The following is a 13,814-nucleotide window of genomic DNA, read 5'->3' on the forward strand; positions in this document are numbered from 1 at the left end:
GATTTACAAATCTAGACAGGCGTGAAAACAGAATATGAAACTTACAATTAATACGTCATTCCCAGAGAATGGATCAAGTCAATCTTTGTTGATTTTAGTTGACTCAGAACAACTTCAAAATACCACCTCAACCTATCAAATCAACAATTTAGACCGATTAATTGAAGCATCTCAGTTCAAAGCAGCTTTGGCTGAAAGTCTGAGTCTGATTGGCCAAGTCAGCCAGTCCAGCCATGCAGCACTGATCGGTTTAGGCAAAGTCGCTGAATTGCAACCAGCAAAACTCGCAAAAATTGCCCAGACTATTATTCAGGCCACTCAAAAAAAATTCAAACAGATTTCTGTAGACCTGACACAACTTCCACAAGAATTGCATTATCTGTTTGCTCTGGCTTTGACCCAAGCCAGCTATGGTTATGATGAATATAAGTCGAAAAAGAATGAATTTGTACTTGAACAGATCGACCTGATTGCCACACATAGCGTTTTAACGACAGAACAGCTGCAACTGGTTCAAGCAGTACAGAGCGGGCAAAACCTGGCACGTGATCTGGGCAACCGTCCGGGCAATATCTGTTTCCCGGAATATCTGGCAGATCAGGCCATCGCCTTGGCTGCTGAATATCCGGATCTACTGAAAGTCACGGTACTGGATGAACAACAGATGGCAGATTTAGGCATGGGTGCCTTCCTTGCAGTCAGCCAGGGTTCAGAGCGTCCGGGTCGTATTATCAGCATTGAATATCAATCAGAGCGTAGTGAAGCGCCAGTGGTACTGGTCGGTAAAGGCATTACCTTTGATACCGGTGGTATTTCACTCAAACCTGGCGCAGGTATGGATGAAATGAAATACGACATGTGCGGTGCGGCCTCTGTACTGGGTACCATGCGTGCATTGTGTGAGTCCCGCTTAGCTCTGCATGTGGTAGGAACCATTGCCGCAGCAGAAAATATGCCTTCTGGTAAAGCCACTCGTCCAGGTGATATCGTCACGACGATGAGCGGTCAAACGGTTGAAATCCTGAATACCGATGCCGAAGGTCGTCTGGTGTTATGTGACACCCTGACCTATGTGAAACGTTTCAACCCTGCTCTGGTGATTGATATTGCGACCTTGACCGGTGCATGTGTGGTGGCTTTGGGTTCCGTGCTGACAGGTCTGTTCACACCAGATGATAAATTGGCAGCAGAACTGGAAACTGCCGGCCAGCATTCATTTGACCGGGTATGGCGTATGCCGGTCATAGATGACTATCAGGAACAACTCGATTCACCATTTGCCGATATTGGCAATATCGGTGGCCCAAAAGCTGGTTCTGTCACTGCAGCCTGCTTCTTGCAACGTTTTACCCGTGAATATCGCTGGGTACATCTGGATGTTGCAGGTACAGCATGGAACTCAGGTGCCAATAAAGGCGCAACTGGGCGTCCAGTGCCATTATTGATGCAGTTCCTGGCCAACCGCGTTCAAACGAATGGCTAAGGTCAGCTTTTATTTATTTGAAAAAAGTCCTGAACGACAAGTCGAAAGTGCTTGTCGTTTATGCCGCAAGATTCTGCGCCAGCCGGCGCGGATCTGGTTACTATGTGCCGATGCAGCGTTACAACAGCAGCTGGATGAACGCCTGTGGAGCTTTGATCGCGCGAGTTTTATTCCGCATGGTATTGATCAGCCTGAGGCTAGCGTGTGTATTTCGGCAACATTGCCTGAACAGTCCGACTGGATTATTTTCAATTTTAATCCAGAAGCACTTGAACCTTACGCAAAATTTAGTCACATTATTGAGATCATTGAAAACCATGAAACGGCTAAACAGCTGGGTCGTGAAAAATTCAAACAATATCGTCGTTTAGGTATTGAGCCCAACACCCATAAGCTTTAACCGATATCACCCACAAGGAGAGGCATGTGGCATTAAATGTAGGTCCAGATTTTAAACAGCGCTGGTTAAATGTGCCGGAAGCTGTACGTCAGACCTTTATCGATGACCTCTCTCGGATCTGTGACATTTTAAAGCCTGAAACCTCTTTAGAAGAATGGCAGATTCGTGATCAGCGCTTACAGCAGGAATCTGAACGCAAGATTGAAGAAGCCTATGCGCAGCGCAAGGCTGAATTGATTGAGGCTGCACGTATTCGCAGACAGCTGGCACTCGAACAGGCTCTGGCCGATAAACGTGCCGCAGAGCAGGCTGCGATTGCACAGCTATATCAGGATGAACAGCGTAAATTTGCTGAGCAGACCCAAGCCCTCGCTGACATAAACCTCAGTCTAGAGACAGAAATGCAGCACTATGTTGCCCGTTATCAGAAAAATCCTGAGCATAGTTTTGACTTTGCCCAAGGTCGTATCCAGATTCAAGACCACACCATTTTATCCGAATTAGAGAGTGTGCGTTTGCGTCTGGAACTGGAGGCAGAAACGGTGATTGAACAGACCATCAATGCACTAAGAGAACAAATGCGTGTGGCGGCCCAAGAAGAAATCGACTACATACTGAAAAATTCAGAATTTTCCGAGCAAGTGAGACCTGATTAAAAATCCCAACTCATATAAAAAGCCCGCTCATTCGGTAATGCTGATCAGTTAAGGAGTTTAGAAATAGATGCTTTAACTGTTTAGCCGTTCACGATGGAGCCTTAAGGTTTTACATCAAACATCTGTAAATTATTGGTTAATTTGGTTTTGCCCAAATGAGAAGCGGAGCTTCGCAAGGAGGACATCTTGCGGTGCAATTCACCGCATGCCTCAGACAGTTGCGGATGACCTTTCCATCCATCAAATATAATTATGAATTTAAAAAAGAAAATACCAGTCAATTGCTTAACTGACTGGCATTCGGCTGATTCGGGCTTTTTAGTTTGATCTTTTAGAGCACATCGGCCAGCATAAAGGCAGCATTTCCAAGCAAATAGCCAATAGTTAATAAAGTACCAATCCAGAGAATACCACCCGTAATATTATAAAAGCTGAATGTGGCAAAACTCATATGGGCTGAACCGGCGGCAAAAGGACCAAATGAACGAACAAAGGGAATAAAACGGGCAATCAGAATGGTTTTACCGCCATGTTTCATAAAATAGTGATTGGTTTTCACCATATATTCTGGCTTGAAATAGCGTGAATGCCGATTAAAATATTTTAGGCCCAGCACTTTTCCAGTGTAATAATTCACGGTGTAGCCGAGTACCGATGCAGTAAAGAGCAGTAATCCCATCGAATGCAGGGTCAATATATCGCTGCTGGCACATAAAGCTCCTACAGCCAGCAATAAACTGTCACCGGGCAGAAAAAAGAAAAATACTGAGCCGGTTTCCGCAAAAATCACCAGAAACAGGATCGCGTAGATCCATACCCCATATTGATCAAGCAATAGCGGTAATGACTGTTCCAAGTTGAGTAAAAAATCGAGCATTCGACCCGTCCACCAAGGCAATATTTGCAAATTGAATTGCTGATTATCCCGAAAAATAAAAAAACAGTCTAATTTTTCAATCAGACTGTTCAGTATTTAAGCATTCCGCTTATTTTAAAAAGCCATTTTCAGCCAGAAAATCCATGCTGATCTTAGACTGTTCAGTGGTATCTGCGGCTTTATCACCGAGCAATAAACGCTCGATATAACGTGCCAACACATCCACTTCCAGATTGACCTTGCTACCCACTTTCCAGGTACCGATATTGGTACGTTCAGCCGTATGCGGAATCAAGTTCAGACTAATCACACAGCCACGCAAGTGATTAATGGTCAGGCTAATACCATCGACTGTGACCGAACCTTTTTCTGCCAGATATCTGGCAATTTCAGCCGGTGCAGTGACTTCATAATAAATCGAGCGTGCATCTGCACGCACCAAAGTGATCTCGCCGACTGCATCGACATGACCTGAAACAATATGGCCGCCAAAACGCGTGGTCGGCAACATGGCTTTTTCGACGTTAACAGGTTGACCGGCTTTCCAGTTGCCCAGTGTCGTCCGGTTCAGACTTTCACGGGACACATCAGCTGCATACCAGTTTTCGCCCCAGTCGATGACTGTCAGGCAGATGCCATTTGTAGCAATAGAATCACCCAGATGTACATCCGACATGTCCAGGTCAGTCTGGATACGTAAACGTACATCACCACCCACAATTCGCAGACTGTCTACTTTGCCGAGGCTTTCGATAATACCTGTAAACATTTTTATTTCCTTTTCTATTCTTTTACCAGAGTGCCAACTGGGTACTGACACCGGTGGTATCCACACCGCCCAATTCTGCATAATGATGCAACTGGCTGAGGAGTTGACGGATCGGTGGACCTGACCTGGCATGGGTATCGGTAATCACAATAAATTCCAGTACGCGTGCACGTTCAGATTGGCGCTGTTTGCTGACCCGATAACGTGGTACATCCTGAGTCAGCAAGGTCACCCGGCCACGTTTCAGGTTGGCCTGCAATAAATCAGTGGCGCTGATATTACCATCCGTTGAATAACTGGTCAGAATGAAACGCGCATTGATGGTCGCCAACAAGTTTTCATAGGCTTCTTTGGCATATTTGGAAGAGTTGTACTGGCTCGGACGCTCTTTGCGCCATGCCCGGTCAATCCCGCTCTTGAAGCCCTTGGTATCTGGCGTCGGTAAATCGGCCTGATCCCATAAGGTCAAAGCATTCAGGACATGGTAATTACTGCTATAGGCATGCTGATTATACGGTGGATCCAGATAAGCCACATCTACTTCAAAACCGCTCATCTGATTGGCCAGATGCTGGGCATCGACACACCACATTTCGGCAGCCATACCTTTCTTCTGATCCGACTCGCAAAAGCGGCTTGGGGTCAGCCACAGTAAAGATTCAATCCGTTCCAGCGCCGTTTGGGTTTTTCCGCCCCAGCCGTGGTGGAAACTCTTGAAAACGCCCGAGGTATTGCTGACAAAACTGGCTGAATACAGTAATGGTGCCAGCAAGGCAGACATCTCTACATCGTCAATGGCACCTTGGGCCTGCCAAGCTGCAATCTGCTGACGAATCGCATCAATACGCATGCCGTTACGACGTTTAAAGAACAAACGGTCACGGGCGGGATCATAAATTTCATCATTGCGCGGACACAGGTTATGCGTGACCCAGCCTTTCACTTCCGGCAGACGGTTCAGATAATCAATGGCTTTCTGATAGCCACCCAATTCTTTAAACGCCGGTGCTTCAGTACAGGCCAGCACCGCATGATTCAATGCATGGCTATAGGGTTCCCAGTCATTGGCAATCACGCGATAACCATTTTGACGGGCTAAGCGTGATACCACACCAGAACCAGCAAAAAAATCAGCAAAAATCGGCGCACGGCCATCTTCACGCTTCAGAGTTCCTGTAATTTCAAGTGCTTCCAGAATCAAATGTAATAAACGGCGTTTGTTGCCCAGATAAGGAACCAGCTGATGGAAAAGATATTCATCGGTGGTACGTGCCGCATGGCGACGTTTATGATAAACCGTAGACTCTGAACTCATAGTGTCTCTTGAAAAGGAATTAACCTGAAGCGCACGTCATCACCCAAGCGGGTCACATCGCGCAGCTTAAATCGGAGTTGTTCTGCCATAAGGCTGAATTCTGCATTAAACATAGTACGTGCAGACTGACCCAATAAGGTCGGTGCAACGTAACTGATCAGTTCATCAACCAATTGTTCTTGTAAAAATGCCGTAGATAAGGTCGCCCCTGCTTCCACCAAGACATCATAAATCTGATGCTGCTCAGCCAGCTGGGACAATAATTGTTTTAAAGGCTGTACCGGCAATTGTAACACACCCAGATCGGCCAGCTCTTGCCGAAAAGGTCCCATCACCAACACGGTGTCGGCTTGCGCTAGAATTTTCGCCGTTAATGGCAAACGCCCCTGACGATCCAAAATGATACGCTTGGGCTGTACTACTGTTTCAATATCTTCAATGCCATCGAGTTGCCGCACATTCAGCTGACAGTCATCGGCCAGAACTGTTTCAATCCCAGTGATGACTGCACCGGAAATGGCCCGCCAATACTGCACGTCCTGACGCGCCTCGGCTCCGGTAATCCATTTCGATTCACCGGATGCCATCGCCGTACGGCCATCCAGACTGGATGCAATTTTAAGTCGCACATACGGCATGCCGGTCGCCATGGCTTTCAGGAAACCTTGATTCAGCTGATGCGCTTGTTCCTGACCAATCCCGACTTCAACATCGATACCGGCATCTTTTAAAATCTGTACACCCTTGCCCGCCACCAGCGGATTTGGATCAGGACAGGCCACGACCACTTTAGCCACACCAGCTTCAACCAGACCCTTGGCACATGGCGGCGTTCGCCCATAATGCGCACACGGCTCCAAAGTGACATACGCGGTTGCACCACGTGCCTGCTCACTAGCCTGACGCAGCGCGAATACTTCAGCATGCGGCTGCCCTGCTTGAGGATGAAAACCCTCACCGATAATGACGCCATCTTTGACAATGACACAGCCGACATTCGGATTGGGCTTGGTCGAGTATTGACCTTGCTGGGCAAGCTGAATTGCGCGGCGCATCCAGACTTGATCTTGATTCAGTTCAGACATGCTTATTCTTGTGATTCTCGCTGTTGCATCTGTTCAATTTGATGACGAAAAGCTTCAACATCCTGGAAATCCTGATAAACCGAAGCGAAACGCACATAGGCCACGTGATCGAGTGCGAATAAAGACTGCATGACAATTTCACCGATGGTACGCGATTTCACATCACGCTCACCCAAACGGCGAATCTGTAACTGGATATCGCTCAAAACTGTTTCAATCTGCTCTTGGGTTACCGGACGTTTCTGCAAGGCATGCATCAGGGAACGACGTAATTTGGCTTCATCAAAGGGTTCATTCTTGCCATCCGATTTAATCACGCGCGGCATCACCACTTCATAACTTTCAAAAGTCGTAAAACGTTCATTACAACTGACACATTCACGGCGACGACGAATCTGACAGCCTTCAGCTGCCAGGCGTGAATCAATCACTTTACTGTCTGCAGTATTGCAAAATGGGCAATGCATAGCGGTTTAATTGAACAAATCCAGATGGATTCCGAGTGTAGCAAAAATTGCAAACTTTGTAGAGTCTTACGCAACATATAGAAAAAAAACAGCCCATTTGGGCTGTTTTGCACTATATATTGATTATTGTGTGTTTATTATTATTCGACACGTTCACCATGCTGGCTCAAATCCAGACCCATGCGCTCATCATCAGATGCGACACGGATACCAATGATCAAGTCAATCACTTTCAGGATAATGAACGTCATGATGGCAGAGTAAGCGATGGTCGCCAGTACACCTTCAACCTGAACCCAAAGCTGGCTCATCATGTTGGCTGGTGCAGCATCCCCCATAATGAATTCGCTGGCAAAAAAAGCGGTTAAAATTGCACCGACCACACCACCTACACCATGCAGGCCAAACGCATCTAAAGAATCATCGGCTTTCAAGGCACGTTTCAGCGCAGTGATTCCCCAGAAACACACCACACCACCGATCAAACCCATCGCCAATGCACCACCGACCGTCACGAAACCTGCGGCTGGCGTAATCACCACCAGACCAGCAACTGCACCCGATACGCCGCCTAATACAGATGCTTTGCCACGTGCCAGTTTTTCAGTAATCAGCCAAGAGATCGCTGCCGCTGCCGCTGCCACTTGAGTCACCACCAGCGCATAACCTGCAGAGCCGTTCGCACCCAGGGCAGAACCACCGTTGAAACCGAACCAGCCCACCCAAAGTAAAGATGCACCCACCACAGTAAGGGTCAAGTTGTGTGGCGCCATCGATTCACGGCCCAGGCCCATACGTTTGCCCAGCATATACGCTGCTACCAAACCGGCAACACCCGAGTTGATGTGAACCACTGTACCACCAGCAAAATCGAGCGCACCGTCATTACCCAACCAGCCGCCGCCCCAGACCCAGTGAGTAATCGGCGCATAGACAATCACCACCCAAAGTGCAATGAAAGCAACGAAAGCACCAAATTTCATCCGTTCTGCGATCGAACCACTAATAATTGCAACAGTAATGATGGCAAAAGTCATTTGGAAAATGACAAACAGAATTTCAGGAATGGTGCCTGAAAGCGCCTCTGTGGTAATACCGGCCAACATAAATTTGTCCAAGCTACCAATGAAGGCATTCCCTTCCCCGAAGGCCAGGGTATAACCGATAATCACCCAGACAATGCTGACGACTGCAGCGGCAATAAAGCTATGCGCCATGGTCGCCAGGACGTTTTTCTTACGGACCATACCGCCATAAAAGAGTGCTAGACCCGGAATGGTCATGAGTAAAACTAATGCGGTGGACGTTAAAACCCAAGCAGTATCACCTGTATCTAATGTTGCTTCTTCTTCTGCAGGTACTGCTGTTTCAACTGGCGCTGCTTCAGCAATTGCTGCTGGAGTATCTGCCGTATTATTCAGTGTGATTTCGCCTGTTTCTTCAACAAGCACAATGTCTTCTGCGGGTGGTGTTGCTGTTGCAGCATTTTCAGCCCATGCAACAGAACCACCAAAAAGTGCGCCGGCCATGCCGAACGCAAGTAGCATTTTTTTCATTCGTATCCCCCAACCAAGTTTTTGTGAGTTCTTAGGTACTCAGCAAACTTCGTGCCAAGTTAAACAGCGTCTGCACCTGTTTCACCTGTACGAATACGGATGACTTGTTCTAAGTTCGTCACGAAAATTTTTCCGTCACCAATTTTTCCAGTGCTAGCAACACGCGTAATAGATTCAATCACCGCGTCTACCATTTCATCGCTAATCGCGATTTCAATTTTGACTTTCGGCAAGAAATCTACAACGTATTCAGCACCACGATAGAGTTCAGTGTGGCCTTTTTGACGACCAAAGCCTTTCACTTCAGTTACAGTGATGCCTTGAACACCAATTTCAGACAATGCTTCGCGAACATCATCTAATTTAAAAGGTTTTACAATTGCAGTTACGAGCTTCATGTTTGTTTTCCTTCGGCTTATTTCACCAGTAAGGTTTTACGTTCAAATTTCATGCCAAGATTCCTAAGGTCGGGGGAAATTAGAAAGCCCGGCATGTGGTTTATTTATACCTTATTTTATACGGATAAAGGCTTTGAATCTTCAAAAAATAGACATTTTTTATGTGGATTTTTACAATATCTTTAATTGAATAAGTCTATATTTTGTCTGAAATACTATAGTCTGCATTTTAGCAATGCTAAACTGTGCGCTCCTTTCTACGGCGATGGATCAGACGATGATTGAAACTTTATTACAAGCAATTTTGCAGCAAGTCGAACAACCTAAGAAAGATTTGGAACATAATATCCGTGCCCTGTTAAATGAAGCTGTGGCAAAAATGGATTTGGTGTCTAAAGAGGAAATAGAACGTCAGCGTACTGCCCTAAATAATGCCAATCATCGCTTGAATGATTTGCTGAAACAGGTAGAAGCATTAGAAGAGAAAATTTCGAATAAAAAATAAGCACAACTACAGTGCACAAAAGACACCAGAACTATAAAAATAACGCACCAAATTGGAACAATAATAATGTCTTTTGCCAAAATTTATACGCGAGGCTTGCTGGGCCTGCATGCGCCTTTAATTGAAGTCGAAGTTCATGTGAGTTCGGGCATGCCTTCGCTCACTATAGTGGGGCTTCCCGAAGCGGCGGTACGTGAAAGTAAAGACCGGGTACGGTCGGCTATTTTGAATAGCGGCTTTCAATTCCCCACCAAACGTCTGACCATTAATCTGGCACCAGCAGATTTACCGAAAGATGGTTCACGTCTGGATTTACCGATTGCATTAGGGATTTTAGTGGCCTCCGGACAACTGCCTGAAAATTGCACCGAGCATCTGGAATTTATTGGCGAGTTGGCCCTCGATGGTCAATTACGTCCTGTCAGCGGCACCTTGAGTATTGCCATTGCCTGTCAAAGTGACCAGCATCAACTGATTTTGCCTGGCCCAAATGCAAAGGAAGCCTGTCAGCTCCCAGACTTTAAAGTCTTTGCAGCCCATCATTTAAAAGAAGTGTGTGAACATCTTTCCCAGGTGCAGCGCTTGCTGCAAGTAGAAGCCAGTCCACTCGCTACAGACCATTTTTATAAGTTTGATCTGGCGGATGTAAAAGGACAATTGCGACCACGGCGTGCTTTGGAAATTGCCGCGGCAGGTGGTCATTCCCTGCTGTTTCGAGGCCCACCTGGAACAGGCAAAACCTTGCTGGCTTCTCGATTGGCCAGTATTTTGCCGCCCTTAAAGACGCAGGAAAATCTGGAAGTGGCGAGTATTTATTCGGTGGCGAATGTCAATCACCCTTTTGGACAACGGCCTTTTCGAGCACCACACCATACTGCTTCTGCGGTGGCACTGGTCGGTGGCGGCTCACACCCCAAGCCAGGAGAAATTACCTTGGCACATTTAGGGGTTTTATTTTTGGACGAGCTACCAGAATTCGACCGCAAAGTACTGGAAGTTCTGCGTCAGCCTTTGGAAGCAAAAGAAATCGTCATTTCCCGAGCGTCACGCCAAATTACCTTTCCAGCCAATTTTCAGCTGGTGGCTGCCATGAATCCCTGTCCCTGCGGTTATGCTTTTAATCAGGATATTCGCTGCCAATGTTCACCTGAAAGTATTAAACGCTATCAGAGCCGGATTTCAGGCCCGCTGCTGGACCGGATTGACTTGCATATCGATGTCCCCCCCTTGCAAGCCCACGAGCTACAGGATAATCGACCCGCGGAAAACTCGGAAACAGTCAGACAGCGAGTGATCGCCGCCTATGACATTCAGATGCAACGACAAAATACGTTAAATATGAGCCTCAGCCCCAAACAGCTAGAACGCTATGCGACATTAGATCTGCCTGCTCAGAACATGCTTGAACTGGCCCAGCAAAAACTGAATTTGTCCGCCCGCGGCTATCATCGCGTTTTACGGGTTGCTCGAACCATAGCTGATTTAAATCAAAGTCCGGATATTCAAAGTCAGCATCTGTCGGAAGCTTTATCTTATCGGGGACAGCAACAGATCTGAACCAAAACAGATAAAAAAAGCGACCTCAGGTCGCCTTTTTTATCTAAATAGAATTAGAAGCTATAGCCAAGTCCAAATACCACTTTATTCTTTTGTTTTTCTTCAAAACGATCATAACCTCCAACCGTATAATTCATGCTTGCAGTCACACCTGTGTCACCCAGTGGCTTGCTGAGACCTATATCGAAATGACGAAAACCGAAACTGTTTTCCGTACCTTCTATATCCCCATCTTTTGCATAGATATATAAGCCAAGTGCGGTATCCAGGCTAAAGTCTTTTGGCAGTGCGTAGCTATAGGTTCCTTTTAGATAAGTATCCCCTGCATTACCCCAATCAAGATCTTCAAGTAATGTTTGAGCAGTAACACCAAAATCTTTATAAGTCAGACCGAGCATGGTTTCAAAACCATTTGAACCGGTATTGCCAATATCATAATAGTAATAATAAGCTAAACCTGCTGTATAACCCCAATCCTCATTAATTGAACCGTTATAACCTGCATAAAAGTCATTTTCAAAGGCATTTGGCAAATCATCGCCATAGTCTAATGTTGATCCCCACCAGCCCGCATAGAAGCCTGATGCATGGTTGTAATCCAGCCCACCTTGCAAGGTCGCTCCGCTATTTTCAGGAGCATTGGTAATACCGCGCAAGTTATAGCTTGAAAGCACGCTGATATTTCCTGAAACCGTATGTTCAGCAGTAGGTTCCTCAGCAAAACTTAACGTTGATGCCGCACCCAATACAGCAACGGATAAGGCTTTTAAAATTAGTTTCATTATATGGCTCCCCAAGACCGTCCTCAGACGTTTTTATGATCATTTATTGCACTCGGGATAAACTTTGCAAAAGCTATGCCAATCGAGAAAGAAATACAAATGAGCTAAAAATAGAAAAATACTTTCCACTTTAAGCATTTGATTTAAAATTAAAAAATAGAATATTTAAAATACCTTTACGCTGGATAATTCATTCTCAAAATGTTTTTCAATACTCTCTTATTGTTTTTTTAAACAATATATATTTATTTACATATTGCCTCTTTTTAACCCCATTTCCATATTGATTAAAATTTATGCTAAAAAACAGTGCATCATCACCACTCTTGATCTTGTTGTAGAATTTTAACTTTAAAAAAGTAAATAGACTGAACAGTTCTAGGATGAAGATGCTTAAGCTCATTATTTTGATATTTAAATATAATATTGTTTTTAATAAATTTTATATGATAGATAAAAAAATACACCACTTAATATTCAATCAGATTCTTATGTAATCTGTAAAAAATCTTAACTTTAGTGGAATATGCTCAATAAAAAATGACATTTTTTCAGCAATTCTTATACAATTCCTAAAAATTCCGATCAATTTGTATAAGGCTCTCTCCCCAATGCAAAATTCAAAAAAATTAATGTTGGCAGTTTTGATTCAGGCTGCTTTGGTTTCATCTGTATATGCAAATGAACAAAGTGAATCTAAAGGCTTTGTAGAAGACGCAAACGGTTCGGTTTTATTCCGTACAGGTTTTTTACATCGTGATAAAAAAGATGGTCTCACTAATGACACCAGTTCTGCTGCCCAAACAGCAATTGTCAATTTAGATTCAGGCTTTACTAAAGGTGTAATTGGTTTTGGTGCAGGGATTATTGGGGATGCTTCATTTAAACTCGGTAAAAATGGGCATACTGGTAACCAAATGATCCCAACTCATAGTCAAGATAATGCCGATGGAACTAAAGATGCCTATGATCATTGGGCACGTGGCGGTGCTTATGTAAAAGCACGTGTATCGAATACCACAGCTAAATATGGTACACAAGTATCTGAAATTCCAGTAATTGCAAGCAATACTGCTCGTTTAACCCCTGAGTACTACACTGGTCTTTATATTGAAAGTAATGAAATTAAAGACTTGACCTTAATTGGCGGTAAATTTACTAAAAACCAATGGTCTAATGATATCAGCTCAGACCAACAAAATTTGGACAGTGCTATTTTCTGGGGCGCAAAATACAAGTTTAACGACCAAGTTAATGCCTCTTATTATGGGGTAGACGTTAAAGATAAATTAGAACGCCATTATGCCAATGCAAATTACAACTTTGCTGTACCAAACGATGCAAATGTAACCTTAGATGCTGTCGCCTATAACACACAATGGGAAGCTGGCGCAGCCACAGGTTCACATACTACAGATAACCTTGCAGACCGTGAAAACACTATTTGGGGAGTTTCGGCAACCTACAATAAAGATGTTCACAATGTAATGCTGGCTTATCAAGATAATGCTGGCAATACAGGTTATGACTATGCATACAATGCAGATGGTCTACAAAGTATTTATGTACCAAATTCATACTTATCTGATTTCAACGGTAATGATGAAAAATCAGTAGGTTTGCAATACAACTACAACTTTAAAAACCACGGTTTACCTGGCTTGAACTGGACAAGTGCATTTGTTTACGGTTGGGATATTGATGTTGCGGAACGCGACAACCAAACTGAAATTATTGATCAAGCTGAAGAACATGAGTTTTTCAACCAAGTGAAATACACGGTTCAATCTGGTGCCTTCAAAGATGCGAGCTTACGCTTACGCTACTCGTACTTGCGTTCAAGTAGCAGCTACAATAACCAAAAAGTGAATAACAGCGAAGGTATTGGCTCAACCAATGAATGGCGTATCTGGTTAGATATTCCTGTGAAATTATTCTAATTTCTCAGAATAGAAACCCAATAA

General features: G+C 44.7%; 14 protein-coding genes. 6 read left to right on the forward strand and 8 right to left on the reverse strand.

From position 1 onward, the window contains the following. Positions 1-34: 34 nt before the first annotated feature. From FTT73_RS07550 to FTT73_RS07560, 3 genes are read left to right on the forward strand one after another with little or no spacing between them, the layout of a single operon-like run. A complete protein-coding gene (locus FTT73_RS07550) occupies positions 35-1,483 on the forward strand; it encodes a leucyl aminopeptidase (protein WP_180191235.1) in 1,449 nt (482 codons plus the stop codon). Then, positions 1,476-1,883, forward strand: coding sequence for a DNA polymerase III subunit chi (locus FTT73_RS07555; protein ID WP_005094466.1), 408 nt, complete (start codon positions 1,476-1,478; stop codon positions 1,881-1,883). The genes FTT73_RS07550 and FTT73_RS07555 overlap by 8 nt, the downstream gene beginning before the upstream one ends. A 26-nt stretch (positions 1,884-1,909) precedes the next feature. After that, positions 1,910-2,539 (forward strand): hypothetical protein, encoded by a 630-nt coding sequence (locus FTT73_RS07560; protein WP_180040929.1) that lies wholly within the window; start codon positions 1,910-1,912, stop codon positions 2,537-2,539. 331 nt (positions 2,540-2,870) lie between these two features. On the opposite strand, the gene FTT73_RS07565 is transcribed toward FTT73_RS07560, so the two are convergent. The 7 genes from FTT73_RS07565 to glnK form a co-directional block, all read right to left on the reverse strand. Beyond that, positions 2,871-3,416 carry a VTT domain-containing protein gene (locus FTT73_RS07565; protein WP_005169036.1) on the reverse strand — a complete coding sequence of 182 codons (546 nt, stop codon included), beginning with the start codon at positions 3,414-3,416 and terminating at the stop codon, positions 2,871-2,873. A 109-nt stretch (positions 3,417-3,525) separates the two neighbouring features. After that, complete coding sequence (locus FTT73_RS07570; protein WP_100329432.1) at positions 3,526-4,185, reverse strand: riboflavin synthase; 660 nt, start codon at positions 4,183-4,185, stop codon at positions 3,526-3,528. A gap of 22 nt (positions 4,186-4,207) precedes the next feature. Then, the gene (locus tag FTT73_RS07575) at positions 4,208-5,500 is read right to left on the reverse strand and encodes a DNA adenine methylase (protein ID WP_005094477.1); all 1,293 of its coding nucleotides are present in this window, start codon (positions 5,498-5,500) and stop codon (positions 4,208-4,210) included. Beyond that, a complete protein-coding gene (gene ribD, locus FTT73_RS07580) occupies positions 5,497-6,585 on the reverse strand; it encodes a bifunctional diaminohydroxyphosphoribosylaminopyrimidine deaminase/5-amino-6-(5-phosphoribosylamino)uracil reductase RibD (protein ID WP_005169044.1) in 1,089 nt (362 codons plus the stop codon). Before ribD ends, FTT73_RS07575 begins: the two co-directional genes overlap by 4 nt. Positions 6,586-6,587: 2 nt before the next feature. Then, positions 6,588-7,052 (reverse strand): transcriptional regulator NrdR, encoded by a 465-nt coding sequence (gene nrdR / locus FTT73_RS07585; RefSeq protein WP_005094481.1) that lies wholly within the window; start codon positions 7,050-7,052, stop codon positions 6,588-6,590. A gap of 140 nt (positions 7,053-7,192) precedes the next feature. Beyond that, positions 7,193-8,608, reverse strand: a complete 1,416-nt coding sequence (locus FTT73_RS07590) for an ammonium transporter (protein WP_180191236.1) — start codon at positions 8,606-8,608, stop codon at positions 7,193-7,195. Between the two features lie 59 nt (positions 8,609-8,667). Then, positions 8,668-9,006 carry a P-II family nitrogen regulator gene (gene glnK, locus FTT73_RS07595; protein WP_004281042.1) on the reverse strand — a complete coding sequence of 113 codons (339 nt, stop codon included), beginning with the start codon at positions 9,004-9,006 and terminating at the stop codon, positions 8,668-8,670. A 277-nt stretch (positions 9,007-9,283) separates the two neighbouring features. Between glnK and FTT73_RS07600 the strand changes: the two genes are divergently transcribed. Beyond that, a complete protein-coding gene (locus FTT73_RS07600) occupies positions 9,284-9,511 on the forward strand; it encodes an accessory factor UbiK family protein (RefSeq protein WP_004281041.1) in 228 nt (75 codons plus the stop codon). A gap of 66 nt (positions 9,512-9,577) precedes the next feature. Further along, positions 9,578-11,068 carry a YifB family Mg chelatase-like AAA ATPase gene (locus FTT73_RS07605; RefSeq protein ID WP_180191237.1) on the forward strand — a complete coding sequence of 497 codons (1,491 nt, stop codon included), beginning with the start codon at positions 9,578-9,580 and terminating at the stop codon, positions 11,066-11,068. Between the two features lie 53 nt (positions 11,069-11,121). Here FTT73_RS07605 and FTT73_RS07610 read toward each other — a convergent pair whose 3' ends face one another. Then, on the reverse strand, positions 11,122-11,850 hold the full coding sequence (locus FTT73_RS07610; protein WP_180191238.1) for a TorF family putative porin: 729 nt from the start codon (positions 11,848-11,850) through the stop codon (positions 11,122-11,124). Between the two features lie 611 nt (positions 11,851-12,461). Between FTT73_RS07610 and FTT73_RS07615 the strand changes: the two genes are divergently transcribed. Then, complete coding sequence (locus FTT73_RS07615; protein WP_005094492.1) at positions 12,462-13,790, forward strand: OprD family outer membrane porin; 1,329 nt, start codon at positions 12,462-12,464, stop codon at positions 13,788-13,790. Positions 13,791-13,814 lie beyond the last annotated feature (24 nt).

It is taken from the genome of Acinetobacter sp. YH01006 (assembly GCF_013420445.1).
GTDB classification, from domain to species: domain Bacteria; phylum Pseudomonadota; class Gammaproteobacteria; order Pseudomonadales; family Moraxellaceae; genus Acinetobacter; species Acinetobacter pseudolwoffii.